16 protein-coding genes and 1 pseudogene are annotated in these 17,482 nt (G+C 59.7%); 5 read left to right on the top strand and 12 right to left on the bottom strand.

Annotated elements, in window-relative coordinates:
• Positions 1-7 precede the first annotated feature (7 nt).
• The 8 genes from ACZ92H_RS12615 to ACZ92H_RS12650 form a co-directional block, all read right to left on the bottom strand.
• Complete coding sequence (locus ACZ92H_RS12615; RefSeq protein WP_465049604.1) at positions 8-901, bottom strand: substrate-binding domain-containing protein; 894 nt, start codon at positions 899-901, stop codon at positions 8-10.
• Between the two features lie 20 nt (positions 902-921).
• Positions 922-2,478, bottom strand: coding sequence for an acetolactate synthase large subunit (locus ACZ92H_RS12620; protein WP_465049605.1), 1,557 nt, complete (start codon positions 2,476-2,478; stop codon positions 922-924).
• Between the two features lies 1 nt (position 2,479).
• Positions 2,480-3,337 (bottom strand): HpcH/HpaI aldolase family protein, encoded by an 858-nt coding sequence (locus ACZ92H_RS12625; protein WP_465049606.1) that lies wholly within the window; start codon positions 3,335-3,337, stop codon positions 2,480-2,482.
• Between the two features lie 28 nt (positions 3,338-3,365).
• Positions 3,366-4,352: a DODA-type extradiol aromatic ring-opening family dioxygenase gene (locus ACZ92H_RS12630; RefSeq protein WP_465049608.1), complete on the bottom strand. Its 987-nt coding sequence runs from the start codon at positions 4,350-4,352 to the stop codon at positions 3,366-3,368.
• A gap of 46 nt (positions 4,353-4,398) precedes the next feature.
• Complete coding sequence (locus ACZ92H_RS12635; RefSeq protein WP_465049609.1) at positions 4,399-5,724, bottom strand: MFS transporter; 1,326 nt, start codon at positions 5,722-5,724, stop codon at positions 4,399-4,401.
• A gap of 80 nt (positions 5,725-5,804) precedes the next feature.
• Complete coding sequence (locus ACZ92H_RS12640) at positions 5,805-6,650, bottom strand: amidohydrolase family protein (protein ID WP_465049610.1); 846 nt, start codon at positions 6,648-6,650, stop codon at positions 5,805-5,807.
• 9 nt (positions 6,651-6,659) lie between these two features.
• Positions 6,660-7,685: an amidohydrolase family protein gene (locus ACZ92H_RS12645; protein ID WP_465049611.1), complete on the bottom strand. Its 1,026-nt coding sequence runs from the start codon at positions 7,683-7,685 to the stop codon at positions 6,660-6,662.
• Positions 7,686-7,720: 35 nt separating this feature from the next.
• The gene (locus tag ACZ92H_RS12650; protein ID WP_465049612.1) at positions 7,721-8,695 is read right to left on the bottom strand and encodes an ABC transporter substrate-binding protein; all 975 of its coding nucleotides are present in this window, start codon (positions 8,693-8,695) and stop codon (positions 7,721-7,723) included.
• Positions 8,696-8,997: 302 nt separating this feature from the next.
• Between ACZ92H_RS12650 and ACZ92H_RS12655 the strand changes: the two genes are divergently transcribed.
• Positions 8,998-9,942 (top strand): helix-turn-helix domain-containing protein, encoded by a 945-nt coding sequence (locus ACZ92H_RS12655; protein ID WP_465049613.1) that lies wholly within the window; start codon positions 8,998-9,000, stop codon positions 9,940-9,942.
• Between the two features lie 234 nt (positions 9,943-10,176).
• Here ACZ92H_RS12655 and mraW read toward each other — a convergent pair.
• Positions 10,177-10,566 (bottom strand): annotated as a pseudogene (gene mraW, locus ACZ92H_RS12660) (16S rRNA (cytosine(1402)-N(4))-methyltransferase); the annotation flags it as partial.
• Here mraW and ACZ92H_RS12665 point away from each other — a divergent pair.
• Complete coding sequence (locus ACZ92H_RS12665; RefSeq protein WP_465049827.1) at positions 10,474-10,872, top strand: hypothetical protein; 399 nt, start codon at positions 10,474-10,476, stop codon at positions 10,870-10,872. The pseudogene mraW and the gene ACZ92H_RS12665 sit on opposite strands and share 93 nt — an antisense overlap.
• A 362-nt stretch (positions 10,873-11,234) precedes the next feature.
• Here ACZ92H_RS12665 and ACZ92H_RS12670 read toward each other — a convergent pair whose 3' ends face one another.
• Entirely contained in the window at positions 11,235-11,945 is a 711-nt protein-coding gene (locus ACZ92H_RS12670) for an ankyrin repeat domain-containing protein (protein WP_465052357.1), read from the bottom strand.
• Positions 11,946-12,307: 362 nt separating this feature from the next.
• Between ACZ92H_RS12670 and ACZ92H_RS12675 the strand changes: the two genes are divergently transcribed.
• Complete coding sequence (locus tag ACZ92H_RS12675; protein ID WP_465049615.1) at positions 12,308-13,576, top strand: hypothetical protein; 1,269 nt, start codon at positions 12,308-12,310, stop codon at positions 13,574-13,576.
• A gap of 4 nt (positions 13,577-13,580) precedes the next feature.
• On the opposite strand, the gene ACZ92H_RS12680 is transcribed toward ACZ92H_RS12675, so the two are convergent.
• Together ACZ92H_RS12680 and ACZ92H_RS12685 are read right to left on the bottom strand one after the other, a co-directional pair.
• Positions 13,581-14,006: a hypothetical protein gene (locus tag ACZ92H_RS12680; RefSeq protein ID WP_465049616.1), complete on the bottom strand. Its 426-nt coding sequence runs from the start codon at positions 14,004-14,006 to the stop codon at positions 13,581-13,583.
• A 244-nt stretch (positions 14,007-14,250) separates the two neighbouring features.
• Positions 14,251-15,063, bottom strand: coding sequence for a hypothetical protein (locus ACZ92H_RS12685; RefSeq protein ID WP_465049617.1), 813 nt, complete (start codon positions 15,061-15,063; stop codon positions 14,251-14,253).
• A gap of 261 nt (positions 15,064-15,324) precedes the next feature.
• Between ACZ92H_RS12685 and ACZ92H_RS12690 the strand changes: the two genes are divergently transcribed.
• Both ACZ92H_RS12690 and ACZ92H_RS12695 read left to right on the top strand, forming a co-directional pair.
• Positions 15,325-15,717, top strand: coding sequence for a hypothetical protein (locus ACZ92H_RS12690; RefSeq protein WP_465049618.1), 393 nt, complete (start codon positions 15,325-15,327; stop codon positions 15,715-15,717).
• 79 nt (positions 15,718-15,796) lie between these two features.
• The gene (locus tag ACZ92H_RS12695) at positions 15,797-17,380 is read left to right on the top strand and encodes a hypothetical protein (protein ID WP_465049620.1); all 1,584 of its coding nucleotides are present in this window, start codon (positions 15,797-15,799) and stop codon (positions 17,378-17,380) included.
• Positions 17,381-17,482 lie beyond the last annotated feature (102 nt).

Consider the following 17,482-nt stretch of genomic DNA (forward strand, 5'->3'; position numbering starts at 1 on the left):
ACAGGCATCACCCCAGCGCGCGCGTCACGTCGTCGAACAGCGCATCGACTGCCAGGCGGTGCGGGATGATCTTCTGGTCGAGCGACCAGTCGATGGCCAGCTGCAGGCCCTTGCGGTTCGCTTCCAGTCCCAGCGGCGGGAAGACGGCCGGCACGCCTTCGGCCAGGGCCCGGCTCTCGGCCAGCATGCGGTACAGTTCGCGCACGATGTCGGGCCGCTGGCGCGACAGTTCCTCATGCACGACGAACATGTGGTTGATCGGCACCACATTTTCGCGCGCGAACCAGTCTTTTGCGGCCGCCTGGGCATCGGGCACCAGGGTGCGCACGCGGGGGTCCTTCGGCATGTCCTCGCCCAGCAGCGCGGCCGCCAGCTCGCCTTGCATCATCATGTCGGGAATCGATGCGCCCTTCGGCAGGCGCTCGCAATTGGCCGGGTCGCTGTATTCGGCCAGGTGGCCGTCGCCCAGGATCATCCACGTCACCTTGTCCAGGTCGACGCCGTATTCGTGGCGCAGGATGCCGCGTATCCACAGCGCCGTCGTCTGCGTGTAGGTGCGCACGCCGACCCGCTTGCCTTCGATATCCTTCGGCTCCAGGTGGCCGAAATCGCTGTTGAAGCCGGCGCAATGGTGCTGGAAGCGGCCCGAAATGGGCGCCGGCAGCATCACGTAGGGCTTGCCGTAAGCCTTGGCCTGCAGGAAGGTGACGATGGCCAGTTCGCCCGCGTCGAAGGCGTTTTCGCGCACCATCGCCTTGAAGCCGTTGTGCGCGGGCGTGGGGCCGCAGAAATCGAGCTGGAACAGCGCGGAAGTGACGCGGCCGTCGCGCAGCGCGCGCGTGACGGGATACTCGGACAGGTTGATGCGCAGCGTCGGCACGCCGCTATAGTCGTGGCTCATGGTGTTTCCTTTCAAGATGGTTACAAACGCACTTCGATCAGCGAGGGGCCCGGCTCGCGCGCCAGGTCCAGCATGGCCCGGTGGAAGCCTTCGGCCGTGTCGACGGCCACGCTGGGCACGCCCATGCTTTTCGCCATGGCTTGCCAGTCGATGCGCGGACGGTCGATGTCGATCATGGCCAGCGCCTGCGGTCCCGGCGCGCCGGCGCCCATGTTGGCGTATTCGGCCTTCAGGATGGCGTAGCTGTTGTTGGCGAAGATGATGGTGGTGATGTCCAGGCCTTCGCGCGCCTGCGTCCACAGCGACTGGATGGTGTACATGGCGCTGCCGTCGCCCACCATGCAGAACACGCGGCGTTCGGGACAGGCCAGCGCGGCGCCCGTCGCCACCGGCGTGCCGTAGCCGATGGAACCGCCCATGTTGTTGATCAAATCATGCGGCGCGGCCCCCACGGTCAGGCCCATGGTTTCGCGCCCCGTCGTCAGCGACTCATCGACGAGGATGCAGTTTTCCGGCAAGGCGGCCGCCAGCGCCTGGGCGATGCTGGCCGGCGTCAGCGCGCCGCTGGGAGCCGCCGCCTCGGCGCGCGGCTGGATGGCGGCCGGCGTGTGCGTGGCGCCCAGCGCGTGGACCAGCATTTCCAGCCCCGCCTCGCAGCTTTCGCCGCTCTCGACCAGCGCATGCACGCTGGTGCCGGGCGCCTTGAGCAGGCTGGGCTTGTCGGGATAGCTGAAGAAGGCGATCGGCTCCGTCGTGTCCACCGTGATGATGTGCTTGAAGCCCTTCAGGTAGTCGACGGCCAGGCCGACCGCATATGGAATGCGCTCCAGCGTGACCCGCCCCGCCCCGCGCTCGATGCGCGAGGTGAAGAACTGCGTGGCCAGGCGGCAGCCCGTGGCCGCCTTCAGCTTGCCCGCCAGCGCCAGCGCGCGTCCGCGCGTGGCGCGGCCCGCCAGGATCACCAGGGCCGGTTCGCCCGAGCGCAGCACCCTGGCCACGTGCTCGATGCGCGCCGCGTCCGGCAGCCTGGCCAGGCTGTCGGCGCGCGGCAGCGCCTGCGCCGGCACGCCCGGCGCGCCCGCCTGCTGCCACGAGGCGTCGCCGGGCAGGATCAGGGTGGCGATCTGGCCCGGCTGCGCGCTTGCCTTCGCCACGGCGCTGGCCACGTCCCAGGCCACGCTGCCTGCCGATTCCACGCGGCGCACCCAGTGGCTGAGGGGGCGTGCCAGGCCCTCGATGTCGGACATCAGCGGCGGATCGTATTGCAGGTGGGCCGCCGAATGCTCGCCGACGATGTTGAGCATGCCCGACGAGGCCCGCTTGGCGTTGTGGATGTTGGCCAGTCCGTTCGCCAGGCCCGGCCCCAGGTGCAGCAGGGTCGACGCGGGCGTGTCCTTCATGCGGTAGTAGCCGTCGGCGGCGCCCGTGCAGACGCCCTCGAACAGGCACAGCACGCTGCGCATGCGGGGGTTTTCCAGCGCCTTCAAAAAATGCATCTCGGAAGTGCCCGGATTGGCGAAACAGATATCGACCCCCTGTTCGGTGAGGGTCTGCACCAGGCTTTCAGCGCCGTTCATGTCAGTACCCCGCCATCTCGCGCGCCTTGCCGATCACGCCGTAGCTGCGCTGCGGCGCCGACATGAGGAAGCCGTAGCCTTCCTTCAGCAGGCGCTCGTAATTGCTGCCCGTGACGTGGGGATTGCCCACCTTGACCTGGTGCTTGTGGCAGGTGGCGACGATCTGCGCCATGGCCGCCAGCACTTCCGGATGCTCGTACTGGCGCGCCAGGCCCAGTTCCTGCGACAGGTCGCCCTCGCCGATCAGCACGAAACCCACGCCCGGCACGTTGGCGAGGATGTCGTCCAGGTTCCCGATGGCTTGCGTGCTTTCGATCATCAGCCCGGCAAGCAGTTCGCCGTGCGGCGCCAGCGGCCAGACGTCGGCCTTGGCATAGTATTCCTGCTGGCTCAAGCCCCAGTAGCGGGCCGCATTGGCCGGGCCGTCGCCGCGCACGCCGCGCGGTTCATACAGCGGCGCGTTCTTCGGCCGCGCATAGCGGCACGAGGCGACGGCGTTCCAGGCTTGTTCGACGGTGGCCACGTGCGGCGTGATGACGCCATACACGCCGCGGTCCAGTACCTGCTTGGCAAACGACTGGTTCATCTCGACGCCGTTGGCGGGTATGCGCGCCAGCGGCGTGACGCCCGGCGCCACGGAGCCGGCCGCCGCGATCTGCTTGCGGTTGAGCATGTACTGCAGCGCATCGCCCAGCGCGGCCACGTCGTAGGGGTTGTGCTCCATTTCAAAGACGATGCCGTCATACGGCGCTTCGCTCATGTCGATGGCCGACTGGCGGTCGATCTTGGCAAAGGCGGTGAAAGCGGGCTTGCCCTGTTCCCAGGCGCGGATGATGCCGTTCAGGCGGTTATTGCTCATGTTGTTCCTCGTGGTCTGAAGTGGATGATTACTGCTTGCTGTCCCAGTACATGAAGCCCATGCCCTCGCCCGTGCCGGCCGGCGTGCGCCAGCACGGCACGTAGTCGACCAGGGTCATGGCGGCGCCCGTGTCCTGCATGGCTTTCATGACGCTGACATACAGCTTGATTTCGGAAGTGCCCGACTGGTAGTAGCCGTCGGGGATGGCGGCCAGGCCGTCGTAGTCGTAGTCGCCCAGCATCCGCATCACCTTGTGGTCGAACTCCTCGTCGTTGACGAAGTGCGACAGGCCGCCCGAGGCGAAGATGCCGACCCGCACATCCGCCGGCCAGGCGTTGATGGCGTCGCGCAGCACGCGGCCAAATTCGATGCAGCGCGCCATTGACGGCTGCGTGGGCGGATAGAAGCAGTTCATGATGATGGGCACGTGCGGCGGCACCTCGTCCTGCATGATCTGGTGGTAGACGAAGCTGTAGGCGTGCGGCGCCACCGGATACTCGGGCAGGGGCTTCATCCACACGTTGTCCGGCCAGGCGAACAGGTCGGTCAGGTCGAAGCCCTCTTGCTGGAAGGCGTCGACCAGGTGGGCGGCCAGTTCCGGATGGCAGGGATGCGTCACGTGGCGGTCCGGCGCATACACGGCGCGCTGCGGCGGGCCGTTGTGCACCTCGGCACCCGTGTAGATGGCGATCGAGGGCGAGAACTGCGTAAAGATTTCCTTCTGGTCCTTGCCCAGGATGATGGCCACATCGATCTTCGCCTCGCGGTAGGCCGCCGCCATGGTGTCGAGCGCCGTGCGGCAGCGCGCCGCCCGCTCCGTGCGCTCTTCCAGCGTCAGGAAGGGCTCGAACGCCGCCTCGCGGTGTGTCTCCAGTTCCGGATAGGTCCAGGTGCGGTTGCGGAACCACAGTTCCGGGTTATTGCGGTCGCGCTCGCCATTCGTCAGCCAGTCTTCCGGCTTCTGGCCCAGCATGCCGCTATGCGGTACCGCCATGCCGAATACAATTTTTGCCATCGTGTTCCTCGTATAGGTGTTGGGATGTGTGAAGGGGGCAGCCGCGTCAGACCTTGCCCAGCGCATCGTGCAGCGGCGCAGGCGCTTCCTGCGGGTCCTGCGCTTCCAGCGGCGCCGATTCGCCCACCCTGGGTGCCCATTTGCGCTGCAGCAAGATGACGGAACTGCCGGCGCCGATCAGCAGGAAGACGAAGATCGCCAGCATCGGCGCCGTGTAGCTGCCGCTGACATGCAGCAGCCAGCCCGACAGGCTGGCCGAGATGCCGCCGGCCAGGCTGGTGGCCACCTGCTGCAAGCCCGTGTTCAGGCCGATGGCCGGCTTGGGGATCAGGGTCAGCTTGCACAGGGTGGTGTTGTTGGCCGTGACCAGGCCCAGCAGCGACAGCGACAGCACGTTCCAGAACAGCGCCATCTGCAAGGTCGGCGCATACGCGCCCAGCAGCACCGTGGTGCCGCCGATGAAGCCGGCCACGACAAAGCTCTTGCGTACCCGCACCGCATCCCTGCCCCGCGCGATCAGGCGGTCCGCCGCCCAGCCGGCGATGGTGGCGACGATGGCGATGCCGGCAAAGCTGAAGAAGGTGTACAGGCCGGACTTTTCCAGCGACAGGCCGCGCTGCTCGACCAGGTAGGCCGGCATCCAGGTCATGCAATAGAAGGTGAAATAGCCGTAGCAAAAGTTGTTGATCATGCCGCCCCACACCACGGGACTGGCCAGCAGGCTGCCGAAGGTGACGGAAGCGGCCGTGTGCCGGCGCGCAACCAGTTCCGCCTTCGAGGGAAAATCGTTCTTCACCATCAGCAGCCACGGCCCCAGCCACAGCAAGCCCACCAGGCCCGTGGCGATGAACATCAGTTGCCAGGAATGGTGGACGATGATCCAGGCGGCGATGGGCGCGCCGATGGCCGGGCCGAACTTGCCGCCCATGGCGAAGATGCCGACGGCCAGGCCTTTCTGGCTTTCGCGGAAATTGTTGCCCATCCAGCGGTAGCTGGCCGGGATCACCACGGCTTCGGCCGCGCCCACCAGCAGGCGCATGAGGATCAGCGCGCCCAGAGTCGTCACCATGCCGGTGGCGGCCGAGGCCAGGCACCATAAAGTAAAACACACGGTGTATGGCCATTTCACGCCGTAGCGGTCGACCACCCAGCCCATGCCCAGCTGGCACAGGCCATAGGACCAGAAGAACGAGGAATTGAGCCAGCCCCGCTCGACGCTGGTGAGGGCGAATTCCGCGACAAAACTCTTGTCGGCCAGCGCCGACGACAGGCTGGTGCGGTCCACGAAGGAAATCAGCAGCCCCAGCGCCAGCAGCAGCAAGATGCCCCAGGGGTTGACGGCGCCTGCGCCTTTTGCCTTACTTGTCTCCATCTTTTTCTTTCGTTGATTGGTGCTGTTTCCGGGCCGCTCTGCGGCGGCTTGTCCGGTGTTGCATAGGCGTGGCCCTGGCTTCAGGCCAGGCCGGGATACAGCTGCTGCGCCGTCTTGCCGAAGATCCAGGCCCGGTCAGCGTCGCCGAGGCAGGCCAGGCCCGCCTGCGCCGTGGCCAGGATGGCGGCCAGGCTGCCCGGCGAGGTCGGGTAGTTCGAGCCCCAGGCCATGCGCGACGCGCCAAAGGCGTCCACCACGCGGGGGAAGAAGGTCTCGGCGCTGGCCTTGTCCTTGCTCACGTCGTTGAAGATGCGCGGCGTCAGCTTCAGGTAAATGCTGGGCAAGGCGGCCAGCTCGAACAGGCTGTGCGCACTGGCGTATGGCGCACCGTCGGCCACGTCCGGGCGGCCCAGGTGGTCGAGGACGATGGGTACCGTGGGAAAGCGCTTGGCCAGGGCCGTCACCTGCGGCAGGCCGACGGGCCCCGTCTGGATGCACATGGCCAGGCCCAGTTCGGCGCACAGTTCCCACGCGGGAAACGAGCGCGGGTCGTCCAGTTCGCTGGGGTCGAATTCCTTGGTGCTGCCGCCCGTAAACAAACGCAGGCCGGCCAGGCCGCGCGCCTGCCACTCGCGGATGCGCTGCGGCGCGTCTTCCTGCAGCACGTCGACGGAGCCGACTGCCGCCAGCCGGCCCGGGTACTGGCTGCAGCCTTCCACCACATAGCTGTTGTCAAAGCCATACGTGGTGGACGAATGCACGACGGCCGCCTTGGCCACGCCGGCCGCGTCCATCTGGGCGATCAGCGCCTCGACGGTGCTGGGGCGCTCCTGCGACCAGTCCGAGCGCTTGCCGAACAGGGGCGCCGGCGGATAGCGGCCTTCGTCGCCGGAAATGATGTGCGGATGAATGTCGATGATGGTCATGCTGGCTCCTTATTTGCCTTGCGCCTTCAGGCGCGCGTCGAGACGGGGGAAGACGCGGCGCGCATTGCCCTCGAAAATCTTGTAGCGGTCTTCCTCGCTCAGCGAGGCAATGGCGTCCACGTAGCGCTTGGTGTCGTCGAAGTACTGGCCCGTGGCCGGATCCTTGCCGCGCACGGCACCGATCATTTCCGAGCCGAACAGGACGTTGTCCGCCGGAATCACCTTGGTCAGCAGTTCCACGCCCGGCTGGTGGTACACGCAGGTGTCGAAGAAGATGTTGTCCAGCAAGCCTTCCAGCGGACGGTGCTGCATTTCCAGCGACATGCCCCGGTAGCGGCCCCAGTGGTAAGGCACGGCGCCGCCGCCATGCGGGATGATCAGGCGCAGCTGGGGGAAATCCTTGAACAGGTCCGACTGCAGGATCTGCATGAAGACCGAGGTATCTGCATTCAGGTAGTGCGCGCCCGTGCCGTGGAAGCATGGGTTGCACGAGGCGGCCACGTGGATCATGGCCGGCACGTCAAGGTCGCACAGCGCCTCGTACAGCGGATACCATTCGCGGTCCGTGACGGGCGTGCCCGTCCAGTAGCCGCCCGTCGGGTCGGGATTGAGGTTGCAGCCGACGAAGCCCAGTTCCTCGACGCAGCGGCGCAGCTCGGCAATGCTGTTCTTCGGCGGCGCCAGCGGCGACTGCGGCAGCTGGCACACGGGGGCGAAATTGTCCGGATACATTTCCGTCACGCGGTGCACCAGGTCGTTGGAGATTTCCGCCCATTCCAGGCTGGTGCGCTCGTTGCCCAGGTGATGGCTCATCAGGCCCGCGATGGGCGAAAACAGGGTCAGGTCCCCGCCCCGCTCCTGCTGCAATCGCAGCTGGCCATTGCCCACCGCCTCGCGGATTTCGTCGTCGGACACAAAGGCTTCGGCGCGCGAGGGGCCGTTGACGGGGTCGTTGGCAAACTCGACCTGTTTCGCGCGCCAGTTGCGGAACGAGGCGGGGACGGTGGTGAAATGGCCGTGGCAATCAATAATCATGTTCTTCTCTCGGTTCGGTTCAGCGGATCAGCGGTTCAAGGGGCGAGCGGGTCGACAAACAGTTCGGCGATCGACATGCGGCGCGGCGTCAGGCCCTGCTCGAAGGCCGTCGCTTCCAGGGTGACGATGGTTTTCATGTTTTCCTGCAAGCCGTACGGCAGCGGGTCGTGGCCGACGATCTGGCGCAGCGCCTGGTATTTTTTGTCGCTGGCCGTGGTGGCCTCGCCCGCGTCGAGGCGCGCCAGCCATTCCTTTTTCGCCCGGTCGAAGGCGTCATACAGCGACTTGGCGATCCATGGATGCTCGGCCAGGATGGCGTCCTTGACGACGATGGTGCCGTGCATCGGATACACGCCCGTGCGCCGGTAATAGTCCGCCTCGATCCCGGCCGCGTTCGGCAACAGGTCCGGGTAGTCGGCCTCGACTTCCTTCCAGCCGCCCGTCGGCGCGCCCGTGCGGCCGATGCCCGCCGCTCCCTCCAGGCCGGCCACCAGCTCGCCCCTGGCCATCATGTCGGCCAGCGAGGTGCCCGGCGCCGCATGGATGACATTGCCCGGCAGTTTCAGCTGGGTCACGTGTTCCTCGTCATCGACCACCCACGTCACTTTCGACGCGTCCAGGCCGAATTCGTCGATCAGCACTTGCCGGTTCCACACGCCTGTGGTGACGGAGTAGGCGCGCACGCCCACCTGCTTGCCTTCCAGGTCCTTCGGGTGGCCGATGCCGGCGTCCGGACGCACCAGCAGGCCGCCGTGGTGGAAGCGGCGCACGACGAAGATCGGCAGCGCGACGAAGGGCGCGCCATAGGCGCGGGCGATGATGTAGGTGGTGGGCGCCAGTTCGCAGACGTCGAATTCGACGTCGCGCACCATGCGACGAAAGGCGCCGATCTGCGGCTGCACGGTGATGAATTCCGCGTCCACGCCCTCGATGGGGATGGAACCGTTGCGGATGGCCGAGGTATGCGGATGCTCGGCGATGGCGATCTTGAGGGGGACTTTCTTGGCCAACTTGATTCTCCTGTGAGTGTCTTGCGCCTGCCGGCTGGAGTACCTCAGCCGGCAGGCGTCCTGTCTTGAGGAGTCAAGAATAGGAGATGGCCGCTGCCCCGTCCCTAGACAAAAATGAGATTCGCTGGGACTTTTTCTGGCACTTTTGTGCATACACGACAGATACAGTTCGGCGCTTGCCCTCGCCTGCCCCGAGGGCTATGATTGACGCCGATCAGCGCGAGAAATCGGCCCGCGCAGCCCGGTGCCAGCATGGCCGGCTGCGACACAACGATCCCGCTGCGCCTTGTCCAGGAGACCAGATGACACACAATGCAATAGCAAAGAATCAACATCATGCGGGTGGCAGAGTCACCTTGACCACCGTGCCGAAAGTGCGGCTGTACGTGGAGCGCCAGGAAAAGCGCGAGGGCTGGTTCGTGCATATCGGCCACGTCACGGAACGGGGCCGCTGGCGCACGGAGCCGCATGCGCATCCCAAGTACGGCCAGGTGATCTTCGTGCGCAACGGCCGTGGCGTGATGAACCTGGAAGGCAGCAGCGTGCCCTTCGAAGGTCCGTGCGCGCTGCTGCTGCCCACCGAGTGCGTGCACGGCCTCGACTACGAGATCGACGTCGACCGCTGGGTAGTCACCATCGAGGTGGCCTACCTGACGCAGGTCAACAGCAAGCTGCACGAATTCATCCAGCTGTGGGCCATGCCGCGCGTGATTCCCCTGTCGTATGCGGACGAGGCGGCGGCGGAATTCTTCACCCTCATTTCACGGCTGGAACAGGAAGTGGCCCTGCGCGCCACCGGCCACGTGATCGGCACGGAAGCGCTGCTGACGTCGCTGCTGCTGATGCTGGTGCGCGGCACCCACCTCAAGCAGGTCGACAATGAAGGCACGACGCGCAGCGAGATCCGCCTGGCCGACCGTTTTCGCGAACTCATCGACGCGCATTACCACGAAGGCTTGCCGCTGCAGGACTACGCCTCGATGATGGCCGTCTCGCTGGTGCAGCTGCGCGCCGCCTGCGCCTCGGCCACGGGGCAAAGCCCCACCAAGATGATCCATGCGCGCCTGATCACGGAAGCGAGGCGCCACCTGATCTTCGGCGACCAGTCGATGGAGCAGATCGCCTTCCTGCTGGGCTTTTCGGACGCCGCCTACTTCACGCGCTTCTTCCGCAAGGAAGTGGGCCAGACGCCCAGCGTGTTCCGCATCACGGCGCGCCAGCAGCCGCACCGCGCCAAGGCCGGCTGACGCGGCCGGCATTCGGAAGCCGTGCCGTGCAACGCCGCCGGCGCCGCCGCAGTCCCGGCGCCCTCCCCCCACCGGCGCGGCACATGCAGTGCTAGTGCAGTTTGACCGATGGCGTATTCTTTTTGATCAGGAAACGTGCAACCGTCAGCACCCCCGTGCGGACGCCCCCCCAAGCACGGCGCGATGATGCATCAGGTGCAAACTGACATACAGCAGGCGGACCACGTAGCCATCGGCCGCGGAAATGCCGCGCGTGGTATCCACATGCGCATGTTCAGCAGTCCCTCGTTGCGGAAGCTGAAACCGCGCGCCGCGTCGTCGACTTGCCGCGACGAGATGCCCAGATCGAGCAAGATGCCATCGGCCTGCCGCACGCCCTGCTCGGCCAGGCTGGCCGTCATGGTGGCGAAGGTGGCTGGACGATGCTGAAATGGAGGGCGGCGATCTGTTCGGCCGTGGCGATGGCTGCAAGTCCTTGTCGAAGCCGATCAGGCGCGCGTCCGGCGCCAGGCGCGACAGGATCAAGCGGCCATGTCCGCCGCGGCCAAACGTGCCGTCGACGTAAATGCCATGCGCGCGGTCGCCCGACAGGTCGAGCGCATCGACCGCTTCAGCAAGCGGCACCGTGCCATGCTGAAATTACGGCACCGTAAGCAGTGTCATTACGGAGCCTTAGAAAAAAATGGGAAGTACATCGGGAGTGCCGGCATCGATCGCCTGCTGTTCTTGTTCGGCCAGTTTCGAACAGCTACAGTTTTGGTTTCCTCACGTCCCATCATCGCAGTCCCCGTCTTTTCCTTGCTCAGACAGCGGAAAATCGTGAAAGTCGCGTGCTCAACTGGGGTTTTTCAACACAATAGGCCGATAGAAGACCATCAGAATGGCGCAGTGTACGAGGCCGTTGCAGGAAAGCAAGTTGGAGGAATGTAAGACGTCTTAAGCCAGCGTGATGCAAAAACGGCCGCAGGAAGCGGCCGTATTGTTGAGGCAAGGTGGCGGAAGAAAAATCCCATTGCCCCAAGTTTGCCCCAAGTTCGTATTTTGGCAGGATGAAAAAACCTAAGTCATTGAATACAAACGAAAATTTTGGTGGGAAGTGCAAGTTTCGAACTTGCGACCCCTGCAGTGTGAATGGGGTGCGCAGATTGGTCGCCTTCATAGGGGAAACATGCGCTAAGCGCGGCCGAATAATATCATTTTGGTGGAATGTTTGTCGAATTGAATTTTGGGCGTCCTTCTCCCATCGGCACGCAGGCGTTGCCTGCATCGCCATTCAGCATGCGCACAGAGAGTCATGCTGACAAATCTGAAATGAGTTGCTCACGCAAGGGGTGGGGATTTTCTTTCTGCTGGCTTTGAAGCAGGAGCCAAGCCGAGGCGCCATCCGCGGCCTCAATCTCCAGGTCCGCGCCAGCATCGAACAGCAAATAAAACGTTCTATCGATGTCTTCGTTCCATGTCGCGTTGCCGCACAGAGTAGTCATTGGCGTGTCGCCCGTCGCAGATTGAATGTTGACGTTGGCACCGTTCTCAATGAGGTGATGGACAGCCCTGGGATGCGCTCCCCTCCCCCATTTCAAATTACACATGGCATGGAGCGCAGAAATGCGGCTTTCCTGGGTTTGGGCGTTCACGTCGAAGCCGCCCCACATCAGCGCGCGCATACATGCAATCTCACCGCGCAAGCCCTCGAAGTCCATCTTATTCAGCGCGGCCCATGCGATTAATGGAAAATGCTTCGGGACGCCCAGCTCCATGCATGCGAAGGCGGCGATCATGTAGTTGTCCATCATGTCGGCCTGGATTTGGCTCATAAGGATCTTAGGATCGCTCATGCAACTGAGGTAGGCACGACGGAAATCGCTGCCAATATCGTGCGAGCTCATCGCCGCCCGCGCTTGCTCGCACACGGCAGCGAAATCGTCTTTGGACTGGTCGCCTTGCAAGTCTTCGGTGATCAAAGCTAACTTGAAAGATTTATCGTCATTGATGCTGGCCATCATGCCCCCTATGAGTTTTAGCTAGCGCAGCATCGTCTCGTCTCGTCGCGAGAGCGGAGCCATAACACACAATATCACCCACCTTAGCTCAATCGGCATCGTGGAAAGCCGTAGCCGTAGCCGTAGCCGACGCTAGTGCGGCGCTCGACCAGATATACGTGCGCGGCACCGAAGACGGCGATCGCATTCATTGATCTCGCCAAGGACGGCAATGCTTAGAATAGGTCGCTTACAAATGGCTAATAAGGTTTCGCCAAAAGTTGTTGTGTTCAAGAACCACTATAAACTATTATTGTTTAAAAATAAATTCCAAATCTATGGTTCGGTAATTTGCCGATCTCTCTAAATAAGTTAAGGACGCATCAATGGCAAATGATCCAGCCGGCTCAACTTGGAAAAAATGGGACCTACATGTTCACACGCCGGCCTCGGTCGTCCACAATTACCCCGGATCGCAGGAAGAGGCATGGGAAGCATTTCTTCTAGACCTTGAAGCCCTACCTCCTGAATTTAAGGTTATCGGGATCAATGACTACATTTTTATCGATGGCTATGAGCGCGTGCGCAAGGCCAAGCTTGAAGATGACCGGCTCAAAAATATCGACCTGATCTTGCCCGTGATCGAGCTGCGCCTGGACAAGTTTGCTGGCGTTGTCAAGAAGGAAAAGGATGGCAGCTATTCCCAATCCGGTTGGAACCGCATCAACCTCCATGTGATTTTCGATGCCTTGGACCCCGAACTCATTCGGCAGCAATTCCTTGGCTCTCTCGCGCCCAGCTACGATTTGATCCCAGATTCTTCAGACTGGAAAGGAAAGTGGCAAAGCGTCATCACCCGCGACAGTCTTACCGAGCTCGGCGCGATGATCATCGAATCGGCGCCAGCCGACAAGAGGGCTGCCTACGCCCCGCCTCTCCATGAGGGATTCAACAATCTGTGCGTAAGCTTAGAAAAAGTGATGGAGGCCCTCAACAAACATGCCCTCGCTGGAAGGTATTTGATCGCCGTCGGCAAGACTGAGTGGGACAATCTGAAGTGGGACGATCAATCAATCGCGGAAAAGCGCAATATCATCAACAGGGCCGACTTGGTTTTCACCGCCTCCGAAAACCCCGCAAAATACGATTCAGCAAGGAGGAAGCTCATTGAATCCAACGTCAAGAACGCCCTGCTCGACTGTTCGGATGCACACGCGTTGAGCGACTCTCCAGATAAGGACCGTGTGGGCAATTGCTTCACATGGATCAAAGCGGACGCGACCTTCGAGGGGCTCCAACAAGCCCTCACCGAATTCGAAGATCGGGTGTATGTCGGCGACATGCCACCCAAGCGGCTATTGGTCGAAGCCAATCGCACAAAATATATATCCAGCATCCGCGTCAGCCAAAAACCAGGCTCGACAATAGCCCAAACCTGGTTCGATGTGGACATGCCACTGAGCCACGATCTAGTCGCGATCATTGGGAACAAGGGGAGTGGCAAGAGCGCCCTCGCCGACATTGCGGCCCTCGCGGGCGACACAAAGAATTTTAAGGGCTTTTCGTTCCTCAACGATAAGCGCTTTTGTAGTGGTCAACACATCCCGGACACTACGTTAAGCTTTTCTTCGGTGACGGCCGGTGCCAATCCGTGAATCGCTACGAATTCACTAGACACTCGCCAGTCGCTTGAAATGCGGCTCTTGTAGCTACCGCGAAGTCTTGTGGCGAGCGTATTCGCGACTCATCGATAGAGTCCAGCAGTACCCAGCCTTTCTCCGACGAGGTAAGCCACGCTTGGAATTCTTCAAGCGTTCCCTCCTCAAATGCCGTGTCGAAATCAAAGAAGACGTGCTCGAGGCGTAGAAAGAATGCCGCTTTGCCTTCTGCTCTTAGTCGGCGTGCAGATTCGCGGATTTCCTCAGTCTTCCCTGAGCCGGCCTCCGAAAGAATAATTACGCGGAACTCATTGAGCAGGTCAGGAAGCGTCAGCTTACTGGTGCCTGGTGAAAGAGCCCCAGCATTGTCCCCTTGTTCTTCGTTGCGCAGTAGTTCTCGAAAGGTGCGTTGCAGTTCTATGTACATGGCATCAAAGAAAGTGATAGGTGACGAGCGGAAACGAGGATGTTTTCTGAGTTTGGCGACTTCGAGTATAGAGGTTATTGTGTGCTGGAATACAACGAATGTTCGCTGATACCATACGGACTCAACTGCTCGTGGCAATATTTCGCCTCAATCGAAATGATTGAATGTGTACTCTCCGTTGGTATATGAGGATACATGCGCATGACTCCGACAGGGGGCAGTTAAACTCGCTTTTAGCAGCTAACTAAGGAGATGATTCCTCATCGTGATCATCGTGAAGTGGTCTAGAATCGAAGCTTCCCTTTTCTCGAATGGAGAAGGAACCACCGCGTGAATCTTTAGAGAATCCACTTACACTTGTCACCTGCCGTGTGTTCGCAAATAAGGTTGTATCATGACCTGGAGTTGTTGCTATTGTTTTAATCTCCGTTCCGGTTCCATAGCATTTAAAGCAGTTCTCGTTTTCCCCTCCACAAGAACAGTTCTCGCTTACATCGATGAATTTACCTTTAGGCGATGATGATTTCAACGGCGAATCATTTAATGAGCTTGTACTCGCTGCATGATCTATTCTACTCTGCCTGGGTGACTGTGCTAGCCTTGATCTCGTACTCGTTTGTGAGGAATTTTTATCTAGTAAGGCAAGCTGCCAGTTAATTTGTGCTAGCCTTTCGCTTTGGCTATTATGTAGATAAGCCCGACTAGTTGTTCCTTTTGGCCGCAGCTGAACTGGTTGCCCCACTGCCCAAACTTTGCCCTGCTTTTTCGAATGTTTTTCACTGCTATCTAAAAGTCCCTGATCTTGGGTGGCAGCCTTATGTTTAGCTCCAGTGTGTTCTAGTTCCTGCTGAAAACTTGAAGTATTTAATTCATTTAAAGGTATGGTTTTTGAATGGGATATTCGAGACGTTAAATCCGCTTCTGAGATTGATGTCTGTAATTTCTGGACATCAGCAATAGCGCCATTTTGGAGATGATGTTCAATGATATGAGATTGAACGAGGCGTTCAATTATTCCCCTCCCGCAATACGGGCAATCGCGAAATTTGATAGACATGTGAACATCTCTCTAAGTAGAATACAGCGGGCGTCAGCAAGCGGATTTGTTCAGCGGTCTCTGTAGCGCTCCTTTCGTAGCGAAATTTGTTCAACCGACGTCACGAAGTATGCGAAACCTGAAGCAAGAGTAACACGACAGGGCACCGAGAGTTAACTGATAAGCAATAGGGTAGTTTTCAGCCCGGCTGTACTGACGGTTTCGCCGTGGCATCCTGCTTACCATGGTCAGGCTTGCTTAAGTTGCACCCTATAGCGAGTCATGCCTGATCGTTCCCATCAGCATGCCTTGCTCGCGCTCGCCAGGCAGGCGTCGCTCCGCCCAAGCTTCCTAGGCAATGATACCTCTGCCGCGGCAGTCCTTCAGGAACACACCGGTTACCACTTCGCCACAGTTTCAGCCGAGCTCGAAGCTATCCACGTGTCATTGCTGATGGGGGGAAGCCCTCCCCTTACCGCTTTTTTTTGGGGTGCACTCAATGCCCTTCCCCATGATTTCTGCGCCCATCGTCTTTATACCGAACATGCGCCGCAGTTGTATGATTTGCGCGCGTGCTTCGGCCAATTTTCTCGCTTGTACATAGAGCATAGGCTGCGTCCAATGAATCGGCAGGCTATTTTCGTCTGCATAATCCATCTGTTTTCAGCTAAGTGAAGCGAAACGATTTCAGGATGAATTAATCCGGATGGGCAAGTGTAGCGGATGTGGGTCTTGTCACGTAGAATTACCAGACGTGAATCGACTGAAAGTTGCATGCATGAGAAATTTAGGGCGATTGGGAGAGAGTGTCTTTAGCCAATGGTGCGCCAGCGCTGGGCTCCGTTCAAATGTGTCTAATGTCGACGAGACGGGCTGGGACTTTCTTGTCGAGTTTGACTTTCACTCAAAGGACACTTTGGAGTTTTCAGCTGTCCACGAGGCCGCGTTTGAATGTAAGGTTCAAGTCAAGGCCACAGACAAAAAAGACCGCAAGCTTGCGATAAAATTATCGAACCTAAAGCGATTGGCAACAGCGCCCATGCCGGCTTTCTTTGTCTTTATAGAGTTTGATGGCAAGGAGTCCGCGCAACGCGTATTTTTAGTTCATGTGGATGAGTCTATTTCATTTGATATCCTCCGCCGGTTGCATGAGGCCGAGCATCGAGGCGAAGGGCATACCCTTCACAAAAAATCCATGACGATAAAGTATGATGATAGTCACTTGCTGGCAGATGTTTCTGGGGACTCATTAAAATTGGCTATGCGCGAACATATGGGTCCAAGCATGTCCCAGTACGTGATGAAAAAAAATTCGTTCCTCAGCACTGCAGGATTTGATGATGGTTCGGCGCAGTTAACGATTTCGGCAATAGGAGTCGAGAACCTCTCGAAGCTAATTGAAATGTCCCTTGGATTGACGGATGACGCTATAGTCTCGACCTTTGTGGCGTTCAAACAGCGGTTTGGCAAAAAAAGTAATGTCCCATTTATTAATGACAAAGATGTAAAGCTCGGTATGCCAGATCTCAAACCATGCAATGAAGGGGTAATTAAGTTTAAAACTGACAAGCTTGGTCCATCACTGGTGTTTCCGGCAAAACTATATTTTTCACCCTTCAATGAAGTTGTGCCTAAAAAGATGCGAAGGGGAAGGATCGCTGTACCGTTTTTTGATTTAATTTTCAATCCATTTACAAGCGAATCGACCTACACGTTTTCGTTCAGTGGAAAAATTCTTGGCATAAAAATGTTAAGGGACGGCCTGAAGTTCATGGAAGTTCTGTCAACACCTGGTCAACTCATCTATTCAGAATTGATCGCCGGGCAACAACCGACGATGCAGTTCGAAATAAAGAGTCCAGGTATGCTGTTCGAGTTAAAGAATGAACTCAATGCCGTTGAGGCTGGCATGCGAATATTGGCATTGCTCGATATTTCTAACGACACCAAGATGTCACTTGAGCAGGCAACACGCTCCGCGTCACGTCTTGCCGAGATGGACATGGTACTGCACGCTGACGCCGGGCAGTTGAAGCTCGACATTCCCTGCCATGACAGGCCACTGATGGATGGTAGGGAATTAGTGTGCATTCAATTTTTCTCTACTCCTGTTGGCGAAATCCATGTCGGGGTCTTCGTGACCTTGATCGGCAAGCCCTTACCAACGGTAAGTGGATATACTCTACTGCCAACAAGCAAAAATATCGAACGGATAGTGATCCGCGAGCGAGGAGAGAAGATTGAACGTGAAAATCTTGTCGCTGCTACTATTGCCATCGAACAAAAATATGCTGATGAGTATGATGTGGCGACTCTTTTCGAAAAGAATGACCTGTAGCTGTTTAGTTTCGTGTCATCACATTCCGGGTCGCAGTATGGCCATGTTCCGTGCCCGCGCCATGCTGACGAGTTGATCGTCGGTTCGCAACCGAGATCGTCC

The sequence above is a fragment of the Janthinobacterium foliorum genome, from assembly GCF_978021625.1.